This is a genomic window from Agromyces cerinus subsp. cerinus (genome assembly GCF_900142065.1).
Lineage (GTDB): Bacteria > Actinomycetota > Actinomycetes > Actinomycetales > Microbacteriaceae > Agromyces > Agromyces cerinus.
Map to the genome: position 1 here is coordinate 1,240,519 of NZ_FSRJ01000001.1, position 13,557 is coordinate 1,254,075.

The window sequence follows — 13,557 nt, forward strand, 5'->3', positions numbered from 1 at the left end:
TCGACCTCAGACGGAGAAGTACTTCGCCTCGGGGTGGTGGAAGACGAACGCGTCGGTCGACTGCTCGGGGTGCAGCTGCAGCTCCTCCGAGAGCACGACGCCCATGCGTTCGGGCTTCAGCAGCTCGACGACCTTGCGGCGGTCCTCCATGTCGGGGCACGCAGGATAGCCGAGCGAGAAGCGCGCCCCGCGATAGTGCAGCTTGAAGAGACCTGCGACGTCATCGGGGTCCTCGCCGCCGAGGCCGAGCTCGTCGCGAACCCGCGAGTGCCAGTACTCGGCGAGCGCCTCGGTGAGCTGCATGGCGAGGCCGTTGAGCTCGAGGTAGTCGCGGTAGCGGTTCTCGGCGAAGATCGTCGCGGTCGCCTCGCTGACCCGCTGCCCGGCGGTCACGAGCTGCACGGCGACGACGTCGACCTGCCCGGCGTCGCGCGAGCGAACGAAGTCGGCGAGACAGAGGTGCCGATCGCGGCGCTGGCGCGGGAAGTGGAATCGCAGCCGGTCGCTGCCGATCGCACCGCCCGATCCGCCGTCGGGGGCGAGCAGGCCCGCAGCGCCGAGCCGACCGTCGGGGTCGTCGCCGTGGTGCAGCACGACCATGTCGTCGCCGTCGGCGACGACCGGGAAGTAGCCGTAGGCGACCGAGGCGTCGAGCAGCCCCTCGGCGAGGATGCGGTCGAGCCAGTAGCGAAGTCGCGGTCGCCCCTCGGTCTCGACGAGCTCGTCGTAGCTCGCGCCGTCGTCGGCTCGGCTCGGCTTCAGTCCCCACTGCCCCATGAAGGTCGCGCGTTCGTCGAGGAACGCGGAGTATTCGGCGAGCGCGATGCCCTTCACGATGCGGGTGCCCCAGAACGGCGGCGTCGGCACGGGGTTGTCGGCTGCGACATCCGATCGTGCCGGCATGTCCTCGGGCTCGGTGACGGTGAGCAGTCCCGGTCGGTGGATGCGCTTCTTGAGGGCGGGCAGGCCGACCGTCGCCGGGTCGGCGCCGCGGGCGATCGCGACGAGCGGCTCCATGAGCGCGAGCCCCTCGAAGGCGTCGCGGGCGTAGCGCACCTCGCCGTCGAAGATACCCGCGAGGTCGTCTTCGACATAGGTGCGGGTCAGGGCGGCGCCGCCGAGGATGACGGGCCAGCGCTTCGCGAGCCCCCTGGCGTTCAGCTCCTCGAGGTTCTCCTTCATCACCACGGTCGACTTCACGAGCAGGCCCGACATGCCGATCACGTCGGCGTCGTGCTCTTCGGCCGCCTTGATGATGTCGGCGATGGGCTGCTTGATGCCGAGGTTGATCACCTCGTAGCCGTTGTTCGAGAGGATGATGTCGACGAGGTTCTTGCCGATGTCGTGCACGTCGCCGCGCACGGTGGCGATGACCATCTTCCCCTTGCCGCCGGCGGACGACTTCTCCATGTGCGGCTCGAGCAGGGCCACGGCGCTCTTCATCACCTCGGCCGACTGCAACACGAACGGCAACTGCATCTCGCCCGAGCCGAAGCGCTCGCCGACGACCTTCATGCCCTCGAGCAGGTGCACGTTGATGATGTCGATCGCGGTGAGCCCGCCGGCACGGGCGAGGTCGAGGTCGAGGTCGAGCCCCTTCGCCTCGCCGTCGATGATGCGACGCTCGAGTCGCTCGCCCACGGGCAGCGCGGCGAGCTCAGCGGCGCGAGCATCGCGGATCGCAGCCATGTCGACCCCCGCGAAGAGGTCGAGCATCGCGACGAGGGGGTCGTAGGTGAGGGTGCCGTCGGCGTCGTACTCGCGCCGGTCCCACACGAGGTCGAGGGCGACCTTGCGGCGGTCCTCGGGCACCGAGGCGAGCGGCACGATCTTGGCCGCGTCGACGATCGCGCTCGTGAGGCCGGCCTCGACCGCCTCGTGCAGGAACACCGAGTTCAGCACTGATCGCGCCGCCGGGTTCAGGCCGAACGACACGTTCGAGACACCGAGCGTCGTGTTGATGCCCGGGTACTTCGCGGTGATCTGCCGGATCGCATCGATCGTCTCGATGGCGTCGCGCCGCGTCTCCTCCTGCCCCGTCGCGATCGGGAACGTCAGGGCGTCGACGATGATGTCGTCGACGCGCATGCCCCACTCGCCCACGAGCGTGTCGACGAGCCGTGAGGCGATCCGCACCTTGTTCTCGGCGGTGCGCGCCTGGCCCTCCTCGTCGATCGTGAGTGCGATCACCGCGGCGCCGTGCTCCTTCACGAGCGGCATGATGCGGGCGAAGCGGCTCGTGCCGCCCTCGCCGTCCTCGAAGTTCACGGAGTTGACGACGGGTCGGCCTCCGATGAGCTCGAGCCCCGCCTGCAGCACGGCCGGCTCGGTCGAGTCGACCACGAGCGGCAGCGTCGAGGCGCTCGCGAGCCGGGAGACGACCTCGCGGATGTCGGCGACGCCGTCGCGCCCCACGTAGTCGACGCACACGTCGAGCAGGTTCGCGCCGTCGCGCACCTGGTTGCGGGCGATGTCGACGCAGTCGTCCCACCGCTCGTCGAGCATCGCCTCGCGGAACGCCTTCGACCCGTTGGCGTTCGTGCGCTCGCCGATCGCGAGGTACGAGCTCTCCTGCTCGAAGCTGACGTGCTGGTAGAGGCTCGCGACGCCGGGGTCGGCCTCGATGCGGCGAGCGGATGCCTCGGCGCCCCGCAGCCTCGCGACGACGGCGCTCATGTGCGCCGGCGTGGTGCCGCAGCATCCGCCGACGAGGCCCAGGCCGAACTCGCGCACGAACTGCTCGTGCGCGGTCGCGAGCTCCTCTGGAGTGAGCGGGTAGCTCGCCCCGTTCGCGCCGAGCACGGGAAGGCCCGCGTTCGGCATGCACATGACGGGCACGTTCGAGAACTTCGAGAGGTGGCGCAGGTGCTCGCTCATCTCGTCGGGCCCAGTCGCGCAGTTCAGGCCGATCGCATCGACGCCGAGCGGTTCGAGCGCCGTGAGCGCCGCGCCGATCTCGGAGCCCATGAGCATGGTGCCGGTCGTCTCGACGGTCACCGCGACGAAGATCGGCAGCCGCACGCCGGTCGCGGCGATCGCCTGCTTGCAGCCGTTCACGGCGCTCTTGGTCTGCAGCAGGTCTTGAGAGGTCTCGACGAGGAAGGCGTCGGCGCCCCCGCGGATGAGGCCCTCGGCCTGCAGCGCGAACGTCGACTTGAGGTGCGCGTAGCTCGTGTGCCCGAGGCTCGGCAGCTTCGTGCCCGGCCCCATGGACCCGAGGACCCATCGTTCGCGGCCGTCGCGCGCCTGCCAGGCCTCTGCGCGCTCCCGCGCGATCGCGGCACCCGCGGCGGCGAGCTCCTCGATGCGGTCGTCGATGCCGTAGTCGGAGAGGTTCGACCAGTTCGCGCCGAAGGTGTTCGTCTCGACGGCGTCGATGCCGGTCTCGAAGTAGGCGTCGTGGATCCGCCCGATGATGTCGGGGCGGCTGACGTTCAGGATCTCGTTGCAGCCCTCGAGCTGCTGGTAGTCGTCGAGACTCGGGTCGTGTTCCTGCAGCATCGTGCCCATCGCCCCGTCGGCGATGACGACGCGCTGCGCGAGCGCTTCGAGCAGGTGCACCGAGCGCTCGGGTCGCACCGCACCCTCGATGTCGGTCGAGGCGGGGTCCGTCTGCGCTGAGGCCTGAGTCACCCGGCAATCGTAACGATCCGGTTGCGGGCCGCCCCGCGTGTGACGGCCGCCGCGTCATCTGCGACGCAGGTTCCACCGCGCTGTGGACAGGAGCATGCAAGAAACACCAACTCTTGGACAGAGTCTGGGTATGACCCGACATGCTCCGTCTGCTGCAGAGTCCCGCGTATCTGGACACAGGCCAGCGTCGCGGGCCGGACTCGTTGTGGCTCTCACGCTCGTCCTCGCCGCCTGTGGCGGGGTCGCTGGCCAGCCGGACGGCGGCGCGGGCGACACCATGGACGCCGATCTCGCGAGCAACCTCTCGGCCGAAGACGCTACCGCGGCGGCCGGTGGCGTCAACGCCTTCGGCTTCGCTCTGCACACCGCAGTCGCAGATGATGGTGCCAACACCGTCACCTCACCGCTGTCGGCGTCGGTGCTGCTGGCGATGGTGGCCGCCGGTGCCGGTGGGGACAACGCCGAGGAGATGGTCAAACTACTGGGCCTCGACAGCCCCCGGGACACACGGTACGCGGCTCTGCTCGCCGATCTGGTCGGTACCGATGACGTCACGTTGGCGATCGCGAACTCGCTGTGGGCGGCCGAAGGCTATCCGTTCGAGGACGACTATGTCTCGTTCGTACAGGCCACCTACGGGGCGACGCTCGATGAGGTCGACCTCGGCTCGCAGGATGCCTCCGACGCCATCGACGACTGGGTCGACGAACGCACCGAGGGGCTGATCGATGAGATCGCCGCGGACCTCGGTCTGCCCAATCCGCAGGCGGTGCTCGTGTTGCTCAATACCGTGTACTTCCAGGGCACCTGGACCACCGCATTCGACGAGAACGACACCAGGGAAGCGCCATTCGACCTGGCCGGCGGCGATGCGGTCGCGGTGCCGACCATGCATCGCAGCGCCGCCGAGGTGGAGACCTCCTTCGGTGATGGCTTCCAGATGCTCCGGCTTCCCTATGGCGACAACGAGCGCTTCGGCATGGAGGTGCTGCTGCCCGACGAGGACGTGGCACTCGACGAGCTTCTCGACGACCTCGACGCCGAGGTCTGGCGGAACGCGGTCGACGGCCTCGAGGCGGCCACGTTCTCCGAGATCGCACTGCCGCGCTTCGAGCTCGAGTGGGACGCGAACCTCACAGCCGTTCTTCAATCGCTCGGGATGGTGTCTGCTTTCGAAGGAGGGGACTTCACCCCGATGTCGCCGGCCGACCCGTTCCTCGACACCGTCGTGCAGAAGACCTACATCCGGGTCGACGAGAGGGGCACCGAGGCCGCGGCCGTCACGGGCGGGGTCGTGGCGGAGTCCGCAGGACCTCCGCCTCTCCGGGTCGACCGGCCGTTCGCATTCACCGTCAGCGACCGTCAGACCGGCGCTGTGCTCTTCGTCGGCAGCGTTCACGATCCCCGCGGCTGAGACGCCGTCACCGTGAGGCCCACAGTCGTCATGGGCGTTGGACGCGGCATCCGCTCACAGGAAACCCACAGCGGGCAGGCCCTCGAACCGGAACAGCCTCGCGCCCCCTGCTGTTCTCTCCAGTGAGCGTCGCAGCCGGCGGCGCCGAACCAGGAGGACCACGTGTCACAGGACTACCGGAAGACTCCCGAGGCCATCGCCCGCCTCACCTCGAAGCAGTACTCGGTCACGCAGGAGGACGGCACCGAGCCGGCGTTCCGCAACGAGTACTGGAACAACCACGAGCCCGGCATCTACGTCGACGTCGTCTCGGGGCAGCCGCTCTTCGCCTCGACCGACAAGTACGACAGTCGATCGGGCTGGCCGAGCTTCACGAAGCCGATCGAGCCCGACGCCGTCACCGAGAAGACCGACCGCTCGCTCTTCATGAAGCGCGTCGAGGTGCGGTCGAGCGGGGCCGACAGCCACCTCGGCCACGTCTTCGACGACGGCCCGGCCGACGCCGGCGGGCTCCGCTACTGCATGAACTCCGCGGCCCTGCGTTTCGTTCCGCTCGCCGAGCTGGACGAGGCGGGCTACGGTCGATACCGCGCACTGTTCGAGAACCAGGAGAACGCACGATGACTGCACGAACCGAGACCGCGATCCTCGCCGGCGGCTGTTTCTGGGGCATGGAGGATCTGATCCGCAAGCGCCCCGGGGTCATCAGCACCCGCGTCGGCTACACGGGTGGCGACGTGCCGAACGCGACCTATCGCAACCACGGCACCCATGCCGAGGCGATCGAGATCGTCTTCGACCCCGAGGTCGAGTCGTACCGCGACCTCCTCGAGTTCTTCTTCCAGATCCACGACCCGTCGACGCTGAACCGCCAGGGCAACGACATCGGCACGAGCTACCGCTCGGCGATCTTCCCGACGAGCGGCGAGCAGCAGGCCGTCGCCCTCGACACCATCGCGGATGTCGACGCCTCGGGCCTCTGGCCGGGCCCGGCCACGACCGAGGTCGCACCCGCCGGCCCGTTCTGGGAGGCCGAGCCCGAGCACCAGGACTACCTGGAGAAGTACCCGAACGGCTACACGTGCCACTTCGTTCGGCCGGGATGGAAGCTGCCGAAGCGCGACAGCGAGCCCGCGGCGTAGTCGTCCCACCACTCGAGCCCCGGCGATCGATCGATCGTCGGGGCTCGACTTCATCCGGCGACGGCAACCGCCGACTGCGTCTAGCGCGAACCGGCGCCCGACCGGCAGGATGAGCTGGTGCAACCACTCAGCGACGAGCGGGCACCCCTCGAGGGTGTCATCGAGACCACCATCGGCGCCCTCCGCGGCGAGACCACCGACGGCATCGCCCGGTACCTCGGTGTTCCGTACGCCGCAGCGCCCTTCGGCGAGCGCCGGTTCCGCCTGCCGGCACCGGTCGAGCCGTGGCAGGGAGTCCGCGACGCGACGGCCTTCGGACCGACCGCTCCGCAAGCGCCCTATGCCGGTGCGCTCGGCGAGCTGCTGCCGACCGTCGCGATCCCGGGCGACGAGATCCTGAACGTCAACATCTGGGCGCCGTCGGATGCCGCGGGCCCCCAGCTGCCCGTCATGGTCTGGATGCACGGCGGCTCGTTGAAGCACGGGTCGAACGCGCTGCCCGGATACGACGGCACGACGTTCGCCCGCGACGGCGTGGTGTTCGTCTCGGTCAACTACCGGCTCGGCACCGAGGGATTCTCCGTGCTCGAGGGCGCTCCCCTGAACCTGGGCCTGCACGACCAGCTCGCCGCGCTCCGCTGGGTGCAGCGCGAGATCGCCGCGTTCGGCGGCGACCCCGCCCGTGTCACGGTCTTCGGCCAGTCCGCCGGCGGAGCGACCGTCGCGGCCCTTGCCGCGTCGCCCGTCGCGAGCGAGGTGATGCAGCGGGCGATCGTCATGAGCGGTCCGCTCGAGGTGAAGTCCCCCGCCGACGCCGGCAGGATCACCGGGCTCATCGCCCGCGAACTCGGCGTTCCCGCCACCCGCGACGCCTTCGCGGCGATCGATCCCGATCGACTCGTGGCGGCGCAGGCCAAGGTGCTCGCGGGCAGCTCGCCACTCGGCGGCGGTCCGGCCTTCACCATCGCGGCCGACGACGACCTCGTGCCCGCATCCCCCGCCGACCGCCTCGCGGCCGGCGCCTCGTCGAACGTGCCGCTCCTCATCGGGACGACCACGGAGGAGTACCGCCTCTGGCTCGTACCGAGCGGCGCTGTGGACAAGATCACCCGCCTGCATCTGGCCATCGGCCGGCGCGCTGCGAAGATCTCCGCGACCGCAGTGCGCCGATACCGCGCCAACCGGCCCGGGGCGAAGCACGGCGAGGTGTTCGGCGCGATCCTCACGGACGTGCTGCTGCGACGTTCCGAGTACCGGGTGGCGGATGCGCGGGCAACGGCCGGCGCACCGACGTGGGTCTACGAGTTCGCGTGGCGCAGCCCGGTGCGCGACCTCGGCGCGGCGCACGCCGTGGAGCTCGGGTTCGTCTTCGACGGGCTCGCCGCGCCCGACTCGGTGGCGCTCGCCGGGGCATCCGCGCCGCAGTCGCTCGCCTCGGCCATGCACGCGGCGTGGGTCGCCTTCGCGACCGCCGGCGAACCCGGATGGCCGCAGTGGAACGCCGAGCGCCCGGTGCGCGTCTTCGACGGCGCCGGTGACCCGGTCGTGCCGGCACCGCGTCTCGACGAGCTGCAGGAGCTCGGAGGCTGATGCGGCGCGGGTTCGCTCGGCCGTCAGGCCGCGGCCGAGCGGACCCGATCGTGCAGCAGCTTCGCCGCGAGCCCCAGCGCCTGCTCGGCGGCGGGTTGGCGCTGCGCCGGCACGGATGACTCGCTGAGCACCGCGATGGCGAGCGCACGGCCATCGGCGTGTTCGAGCACGCCCACCTCATGGCGCAGGTGCAGGAACGTGCCGGTCTTCGAATGCCAGGCCGCGTCGTCCGACTCCAGGTCGGGAGCGAGTCGCTGCCGCATGACGTTCATCGCGAGCAGACTGCGCAGCCGGTTCTTCTGACCGCCGAGCGAGGGCGACCGCCAGATGCGATCGAGAAGGTCGACGCAGGCGCTCGCCGTGCCCGCATTCGCGCTCGACACGTCGAGTTGGGGAATCAGGTGCCCGCCGCCGCGAGTCGATGCCCGGATGGCGAGCGCAAGCGCCTGCGGCATCTGCTCGGGTGGCAGCACGCTCGCGAGGGTGCGGTGCAGTTCGAGGATCGAGTGCCGCACGGTGATGCCGGCGATGCCCGTCTCCCGGAGTGACGCCGTGACCTCAGCGGGAGGGCAGAGGTCGAACAGGGCGTCCGCCGCCGTGTTGTCGCTCAGGCACACGGCCATGTAGAGCAGGTCCTCGATCGAGACGGTGGTCGGGTGCTGGAACCGGGAGTAGCCCGTCTGCCCGGGCGTTCGCTCCGCCGGTTCGAGGGTCACCGGCCGAGCCGGGTCGAGCCGGCCCTCGTCGATGCCCTGCAGCACGGCGAGCGCGAGCGGCAGCTTCACGACGGAGGCGAGCGGGTAGGGGTCGTCGGCCGCGATCGACAGCTGCCGGCCGCTGCCGAGGTCGCGCACGACGATCGATGCGCGGAGGCCTGCCGAGCTCAGTACCTCTGCGGCGTCGCGGAGCACGGCGCGATCAGTCTTCATGCGTTCCGCTCCGCGTCGGCAGGGTCTCGGCCCGGCCGACGGCGACCGGGGCGGACTGCAGCAGCTCTGCGAGACTCGGGCCGGCGAACTCGAGGAACCGCGACCCGAGTTCCCGTTCGCGTGCGGCGAGGGCGTACCCGCGCACGAGACGCAGATCACCGAGTGCTCGCCAGCGGAGTCCGAACGCGAGCGCCTCGGCGCTCGTGCAGAGCACCAGGTCGCCTCCGCCCAGCCCCGCCGACATCGCCGTGATGAGCGACGGCGCCGTTCGCAGCTGGGCCGGTGCGAGTCCCGCGCCGTTCCGCACCCGTTCGAGCCGGTCGCGAACGTGCGGCACGTCGTCTTCGGGCGCCAGCCAGACTCTGACGAGCGAGCGGATGCCGCGGCGCGGCCGGAGCTCGGAGAAGAAGAAGTCACCGTCCGATCGGATCGGCACGTCCGCCCCGACCCCGACTCCGAGTGCCGCCGCCCATCGGGCTCGATCGGGCGCGACGGGTTCGAGGTTGAGCGAGCTGCGCCCGGCCGCGAACGCCGCCTCGCGATCCGCCGGAAGGCCGGGCACGAACTCGACGGTCATCGTCCGGCGCGTTGCGGCAGCGGCGATCCCCGCGGCCACGGCGGGTTCGAAGGCGTGCGGCACGCCGACCGTCACGGGAAGCCGATGCGACCGCTCGGCGTCCTCGGAGAGTTCGAGCGCGGCGTCGACGAGTTTGATCGCACTCGGCAGCACCCCCCGGCCGAACTCCGTCAGCACCACACGGCGCGAGGTGCGTTCGAAGAGGCGTGCGCCGAGGTGCTGCTCGAGGGCCGCGATGCGCCGGCTGGCAACGGATTGGGTGACGCCGGCACCGATGGCACCGGCCGTGAAACTCTCGCGCTCGGCGACCGACACGAATGCCTCGCACGCCGCCCGCAGATCGAGGTGTCGCGCCATGCATGCGATTCTCGCATCGATCACGGCGATACGGCCTTTGCCTGCATCAACGGGTCGCGGACAGACTCCCGGACATGACGAATCGACCGAACTCCAACCAGCTCTCCCGACGATCCCTGCTCGCCATCGGCGGTCTCACCACGGCGGGCGCGGCAGCCGCGGCGTTCTCGGCGACGCCCGCGTTCGCGGCGCCGTCAGCGCCTGCGGTCGGCGGCCACCGGCGGCTGACCGAGGCCATCGCTGAGCTGGAGCGGGCGACCTCCGTCACCATCGGCGTCACCGCACTGTGGCACGACTCGCGGCGGGCCTTCAGGTATCGCGGCGACGAGCTCTTCCCGATGTGCTCGGTGTTCAAGACCCTCGCCGCGGGCGCCCTCGTGCAGGCGCGGGGCTACGACGACGTCTACTGGGCGAAGCCGATCCCGTTCACCCTGGCCGACGTCGTCGGCAAGGACACGAGGCTGAATCGCGACACGTGGCTGGCCACCCCTGAGGAGATGGCCGACGCCGCCATCCGCTACAGCGACAACACCGCCGGCAACCTGCTGCTGCGGGAGCTCGGCGGCCCGCAGGCTGTGACGGCCTTCGCCCGCTCCCTCGGCGCGAACCGAACCCGACTCGACCGTCCGGAACCCCAGGTCAACGAGGCGACGCCGGGCGACGAGCGCGATACGTCGACACCCGACGACATCGCGTTCCTCCTGCAACTCCTGCTCATCGACCAGGGTGCCGGCGCCCTCACCACCGCGCGGCTCCAGGAGTGGATGCTGCGGAACACGACCTCGGGCAAGCGCATTCTCGCTGGCCTGACGCCCCCGTTCGAACTCGCCGACAAGACCGGTCTCGGCGGCTACGGCGTCGTCAACGACGCCGGGGTGATCTGGCGTCCGGGCGAGGAGGCCCTGACGCTCGCGATCCTGACCCGCACCGACCGCGCCGACGCTCCGAGCAACCACGATGTGCTCGCCGACGTCACGCGGCTCATCGTCGCGGCCTGACGGGTCGGCGCGCGTTCCTACTCGATCCCGAATCTCGGCGACGAGCCTGAACCATCGACGACCCGCTCGAATCCACCTCTGTCAGAGCCGCTGCGGCCCCGACCCGTGCTCGCCGAGCTCGTCGTCGGGGTTCAGCAGTCGGCACGCCTTCATCGAGAGGCAGCCGCAGCCGATGCATCCGGTGAGCTCGCGTTCGAGCTGTTCGATGCCCTGCCGGCGCAGCTCGAGCTGCCGCTTCCACCGTCGCGACGCCTGCTGCCAGTCCTCGTGGCTCGGGGTCGTGTCGAGGGGCACGTTCTCGAAGGCGGTCTGCACGTCGGAGAGCGGGATGCCGAGTCGCTTCGCGACCGAGATGAGCGAGACCCGGCGCAGCATGTGGCGCGGGTAGCGCCGTTGATTGCCGTCGGTGCGGTGCGAGGCGATGAGCCCGAGGTCCTCGTAGTAGCGCAGCGCTGACGGCGCCACCCCGGTGCGCCGGCTCATCTCGCCGACGGTGAGCAGCTCGTCGGGCGCGTGCTTGCCGACTGCTGCCGGTTCGGCCTCGACTGCGTCATGCTGCGACATCCGACCCCCTCGTTTTGACTTCAAGGGTACTTGAGGTTTTACGGTAGAGGCATGCGATTCGTGAAGTCGGTGACCGCCAGGTGACGTATGTGATCGCGCTGCCATGCGTCGACGTGAAAGACAAGGCATGCATCGACGAGTGTCCCGTCGACTGCATCTACGAGGGCGAGCGCTCGCTCTACATCCATCCTGACGAATGCGTCGACTGCGGTGCGTGCGAACCCGTGTGCCCGGTCGAGGCCATCTACTACGAAGACGACCTGCCCGACGTGTGGGCCGACTACTACAAGGCCAACGTCGAGTTCTTCGAGGTGTCGGTCGGGGCGCGGTCGCCGCTCGGTTCCCCCGGCGGTGCGGCGAAGACCGGGCTGCTGGCGTTCGACCACCCGATCATCTCCGCGCTGCCACCTCAGGAGGCGCACGCATGACGGATGCCGCGACCACGCGCGACGACGTCGCCACCGCCATCGCGTTCAAGGCCGCGTTCCGCGATCACCCGGCCGGCGTCGCGCTCATCACCGGTATGACGCCCGACGGCCCGGTCGGCCTCACCGCGTCGAGCGTCGCGTCGGTCTCGGCCGAGCCGGCCGCCCTGTCGTTCTCGGTGACCCGGGCCACGGGCTCGGCCGGCGCACTGCTCGCCGCCGACAGCATCGTCGTGCACTTCCTCGGCGCGCACCACGTCGACGTCGCCCGCGCCTTCGCCCGCTCAGGCCAACCCCGCTTCACTCCCGAGCAGGGCTGGTCGCGTCTCGAGACCGGTGAGCCGTGGCTCGCCGACTCCCCGGCAGCGCTCCGCTGTCGTACGCTGCACGTGGTGCCGGTCGGCGGGTCCTCACTCGTCGTCGCCGAAGTGCTCGACGTGTTCCTCGGCGAGCAGGCACCCTCGCTCGTCTACCGTGATCGCCGCTTCCACCGCCTCGATCACGCCGCCCCCGAACTCTGACTCCCGCCACCCGCCGCACCGCACACGCGATCGGCACACCGAAAGGAAGCATCCGGATGCCCGCCTACTCACTGCCAGAACTGCCGTACGACTACTCGGCGCTCGAGCCGCACATCTCGGCCACGATCATGGAGCTGCACCACTCGAAGCACCACCAGGCCTATGTCACGGGCGCGAACACTGCGCTCGAGCAGCTCGCCGAGGCCCGTGAGAGCGGCAACCTCGCCAACGTGAACAAGCTCGAGAAGGACCTCGCGTTCAACCTCGGCGGTCACATCAACCACAGCGTGTTCTGGCAGAACATGTCGCCCGACGGCGGCGGCTCCCCCGAGGGCGAGCTGGCTGCCGCGATCGACGACGGCTTCGGCTCGTTCGACGCGTTCCGCGCGCACTTCACCGCGACGGCGCTCGGCGTGCAGGGCTCCGGCTGGGCGGTGCTCGCCTGGGACAGCGTGGGCGCCCGCCCCGTGATCTTCCAGCTCTTCGACCAGCAGGGCAACGCACCGCTCGGCGTCACCCCGCTGCTGCAGCTCGACGTCTGGGAGCACGCGTACTACCTCGACTACCGGAACGTCCGCGCCGACTACGTGAAGGCCTTCTGGGAGATCGTGAACTGGGCCGACGTGCAGGCGCGGTTCGCGGCCGCCAGCACCGCCACCAACGGCCTTATCGTGCCGAGGGCCAGCTGAGCACTCCGCCCGAACCCCCTCGCGCGCCACGGCGCCGGCGCAGACCGCGCCGGCGCCCGTCGGTCGCGCTCCTCGCGGTGCAGCTCCGGCGCTATGGACTGCTCGCGTTGATCCTCCTCACCGCGATCGGCACGTTGATCGCCTGGTTGAGCCAGTAGGCGGTATCCCTCTCGAGCCGACTCGACTAGGCTGGGAAGTTCTGTTCCAGACGACCCCGCGGGGTCGCCGAAAGGGAGGAATTCCGCGATGACCACGGAATCCGTGTGGATGACCCCGGCCGCGCTCGAGCGGCTCGAGGCGGAACTCGTCGAGCTCTCGCGGCCCGGCCGAACGCTGACCGACACCGAGCAGGCGCGAGCCACCGAGCTTCGTGCGATGGTGCGCAACGCCGAGGTCGGCCTGAAGCCCGACGACGGGCTCGTCGAGCCCGGCATGCGCATCACGGTGCGGTTCGACGACGACGCGGAGCCCACGAGCTTCCTGCTCGGCAGCCGCGAGCTCGCCGACCTCGACTCGACCGTCGACCTCGACGTCTACTCGCCGACCTCGCCGCTCGGCGCGGCGATCACCGGGCACTACGTCGGCGACGCCGTCACCTACCAGGCGCCGAACCGCGCCGTGCAGGTCACGGTGCTCGAAGCGGTGCCGTTCGGCTGATCGAACGAGAATCGAGCGGATGCCGCGGGTGCACGCCACCCGCGGCATCCGCTCGTCTGCT

Annotated in this window: 13 protein-coding genes; 9 read left to right on the forward strand and 4 right to left on the reverse strand. The window is 70.1% G+C overall.

Annotation, left to right across the window (positions count from 1 at the left end):
- Positions 1-6 precede the first annotated feature (6 nt).
- On the reverse strand, positions 7-3,579 hold the full coding sequence (gene metH / locus BUR99_RS05710) for a methionine synthase (protein WP_394327832.1): 3,573 nt from the start codon (positions 3,577-3,579) through the stop codon (positions 7-9).
- A 259-nt stretch (positions 3,580-3,838) separates the two neighbouring features.
- Between metH and BUR99_RS05715 the strand changes: the two genes are divergently transcribed.
- From BUR99_RS05715 to BUR99_RS05730, 4 genes are all read left to right on the forward strand, one after another.
- Positions 3,839-5,047 carry a serpin family protein gene (locus tag BUR99_RS05715; protein WP_074259298.1) on the forward strand — a complete coding sequence of 403 codons (1,209 nt, stop codon included), beginning with the start codon at positions 3,839-3,841 and terminating at the stop codon, positions 5,045-5,047.
- Positions 5,048-5,209: 162 nt separating this feature from the next.
- Positions 5,210-5,671 (forward strand): peptide-methionine (R)-S-oxide reductase MsrB, encoded by a 462-nt coding sequence (gene msrB, locus BUR99_RS05720; RefSeq protein ID WP_074259299.1) that lies wholly within the window; start codon positions 5,210-5,212, stop codon positions 5,669-5,671.
- Complete coding sequence (gene msrA, locus BUR99_RS05725; protein ID WP_074259300.1) at positions 5,668-6,189, forward strand: peptide-methionine (S)-S-oxide reductase MsrA; 522 nt, start codon at positions 5,668-5,670, stop codon at positions 6,187-6,189. Before msrB ends, msrA begins: the two co-directional genes overlap by 4 nt.
- Positions 6,190-6,306: 117 nt before the next feature.
- Positions 6,307-7,779, forward strand: a complete 1,473-nt coding sequence (locus BUR99_RS05730; protein ID WP_143231465.1) for a carboxylesterase/lipase family protein — start codon at positions 6,307-6,309, stop codon at positions 7,777-7,779.
- A gap of 23 nt (positions 7,780-7,802) precedes the next feature.
- Here BUR99_RS05730 and BUR99_RS05735 read toward each other — a convergent pair whose 3' ends face one another.
- Together BUR99_RS05735 and BUR99_RS19880 are read right to left on the reverse strand one after the other, a co-directional pair.
- The gene (locus tag BUR99_RS05735; protein ID WP_074259301.1) at positions 7,803-8,708 is read right to left on the reverse strand and encodes a serine hydrolase; all 906 of its coding nucleotides are present in this window, start codon (positions 8,706-8,708) and stop codon (positions 7,803-7,805) included.
- Positions 8,698-9,642, reverse strand: a complete 945-nt coding sequence (locus BUR99_RS19880) for a LysR family transcriptional regulator (protein ID WP_074259302.1) — start codon at positions 9,640-9,642, stop codon at positions 8,698-8,700. The genes BUR99_RS05735 and BUR99_RS19880 overlap by 11 nt, the downstream gene beginning before the upstream one ends.
- Before the next feature lie 74 nt (positions 9,643-9,716).
- On the opposite strand from BUR99_RS19880, the gene bla reads away from it, so the two are divergent.
- Entirely contained in the window at positions 9,717-10,640 is a 924-nt protein-coding gene (gene bla / locus BUR99_RS05745; RefSeq protein ID WP_074259303.1) for a class A beta-lactamase, read from the forward strand.
- Positions 10,641-10,721: 81 nt separating this feature from the next.
- Here the strand turns inward: bla and soxR are convergent, their stop codons facing one another.
- Positions 10,722-11,204 carry a redox-sensitive transcriptional activator SoxR gene (gene soxR / locus BUR99_RS05750; RefSeq protein ID WP_074259304.1) on the reverse strand — a complete coding sequence of 161 codons (483 nt, stop codon included), beginning with the start codon at positions 11,202-11,204 and terminating at the stop codon, positions 10,722-10,724.
- 80 nt (positions 11,205-11,284) lie between these two features.
- Here soxR and fdxA point away from each other — a divergent pair, with 80 nt between their 5' ends.
- The 4 genes from fdxA to BUR99_RS05770 all read left to right on the forward strand — a co-directional run bounded on the left by fdxA (position 11,285) and on the right by BUR99_RS05770 (position 13,496).
- The gene (gene fdxA / locus BUR99_RS05755) at positions 11,285-11,632 is read left to right on the forward strand and encodes a ferredoxin (RefSeq protein ID WP_074259305.1); all 348 of its coding nucleotides are present in this window, start codon (positions 11,285-11,287) and stop codon (positions 11,630-11,632) included.
- The gene (locus BUR99_RS05760; RefSeq protein WP_074259306.1) at positions 11,629-12,150 is read left to right on the forward strand and encodes a flavin reductase family protein; all 522 of its coding nucleotides are present in this window, start codon (positions 11,629-11,631) and stop codon (positions 12,148-12,150) included. The genes fdxA and BUR99_RS05760 overlap by 4 nt, the downstream gene beginning before the upstream one ends.
- Positions 12,151-12,206: 56 nt before the next feature.
- Positions 12,207-12,839 (forward strand): superoxide dismutase, encoded by a 633-nt coding sequence (locus tag BUR99_RS05765; protein WP_074259307.1) that lies wholly within the window; start codon positions 12,207-12,209, stop codon positions 12,837-12,839.
- A gap of 246 nt (positions 12,840-13,085) precedes the next feature.
- Positions 13,086-13,496, forward strand: a complete 411-nt coding sequence (locus BUR99_RS05770) for a GreA/GreB family elongation factor (protein WP_074259308.1) — start codon at positions 13,086-13,088, stop codon at positions 13,494-13,496.
- Positions 13,497-13,557 lie beyond the last annotated feature (61 nt).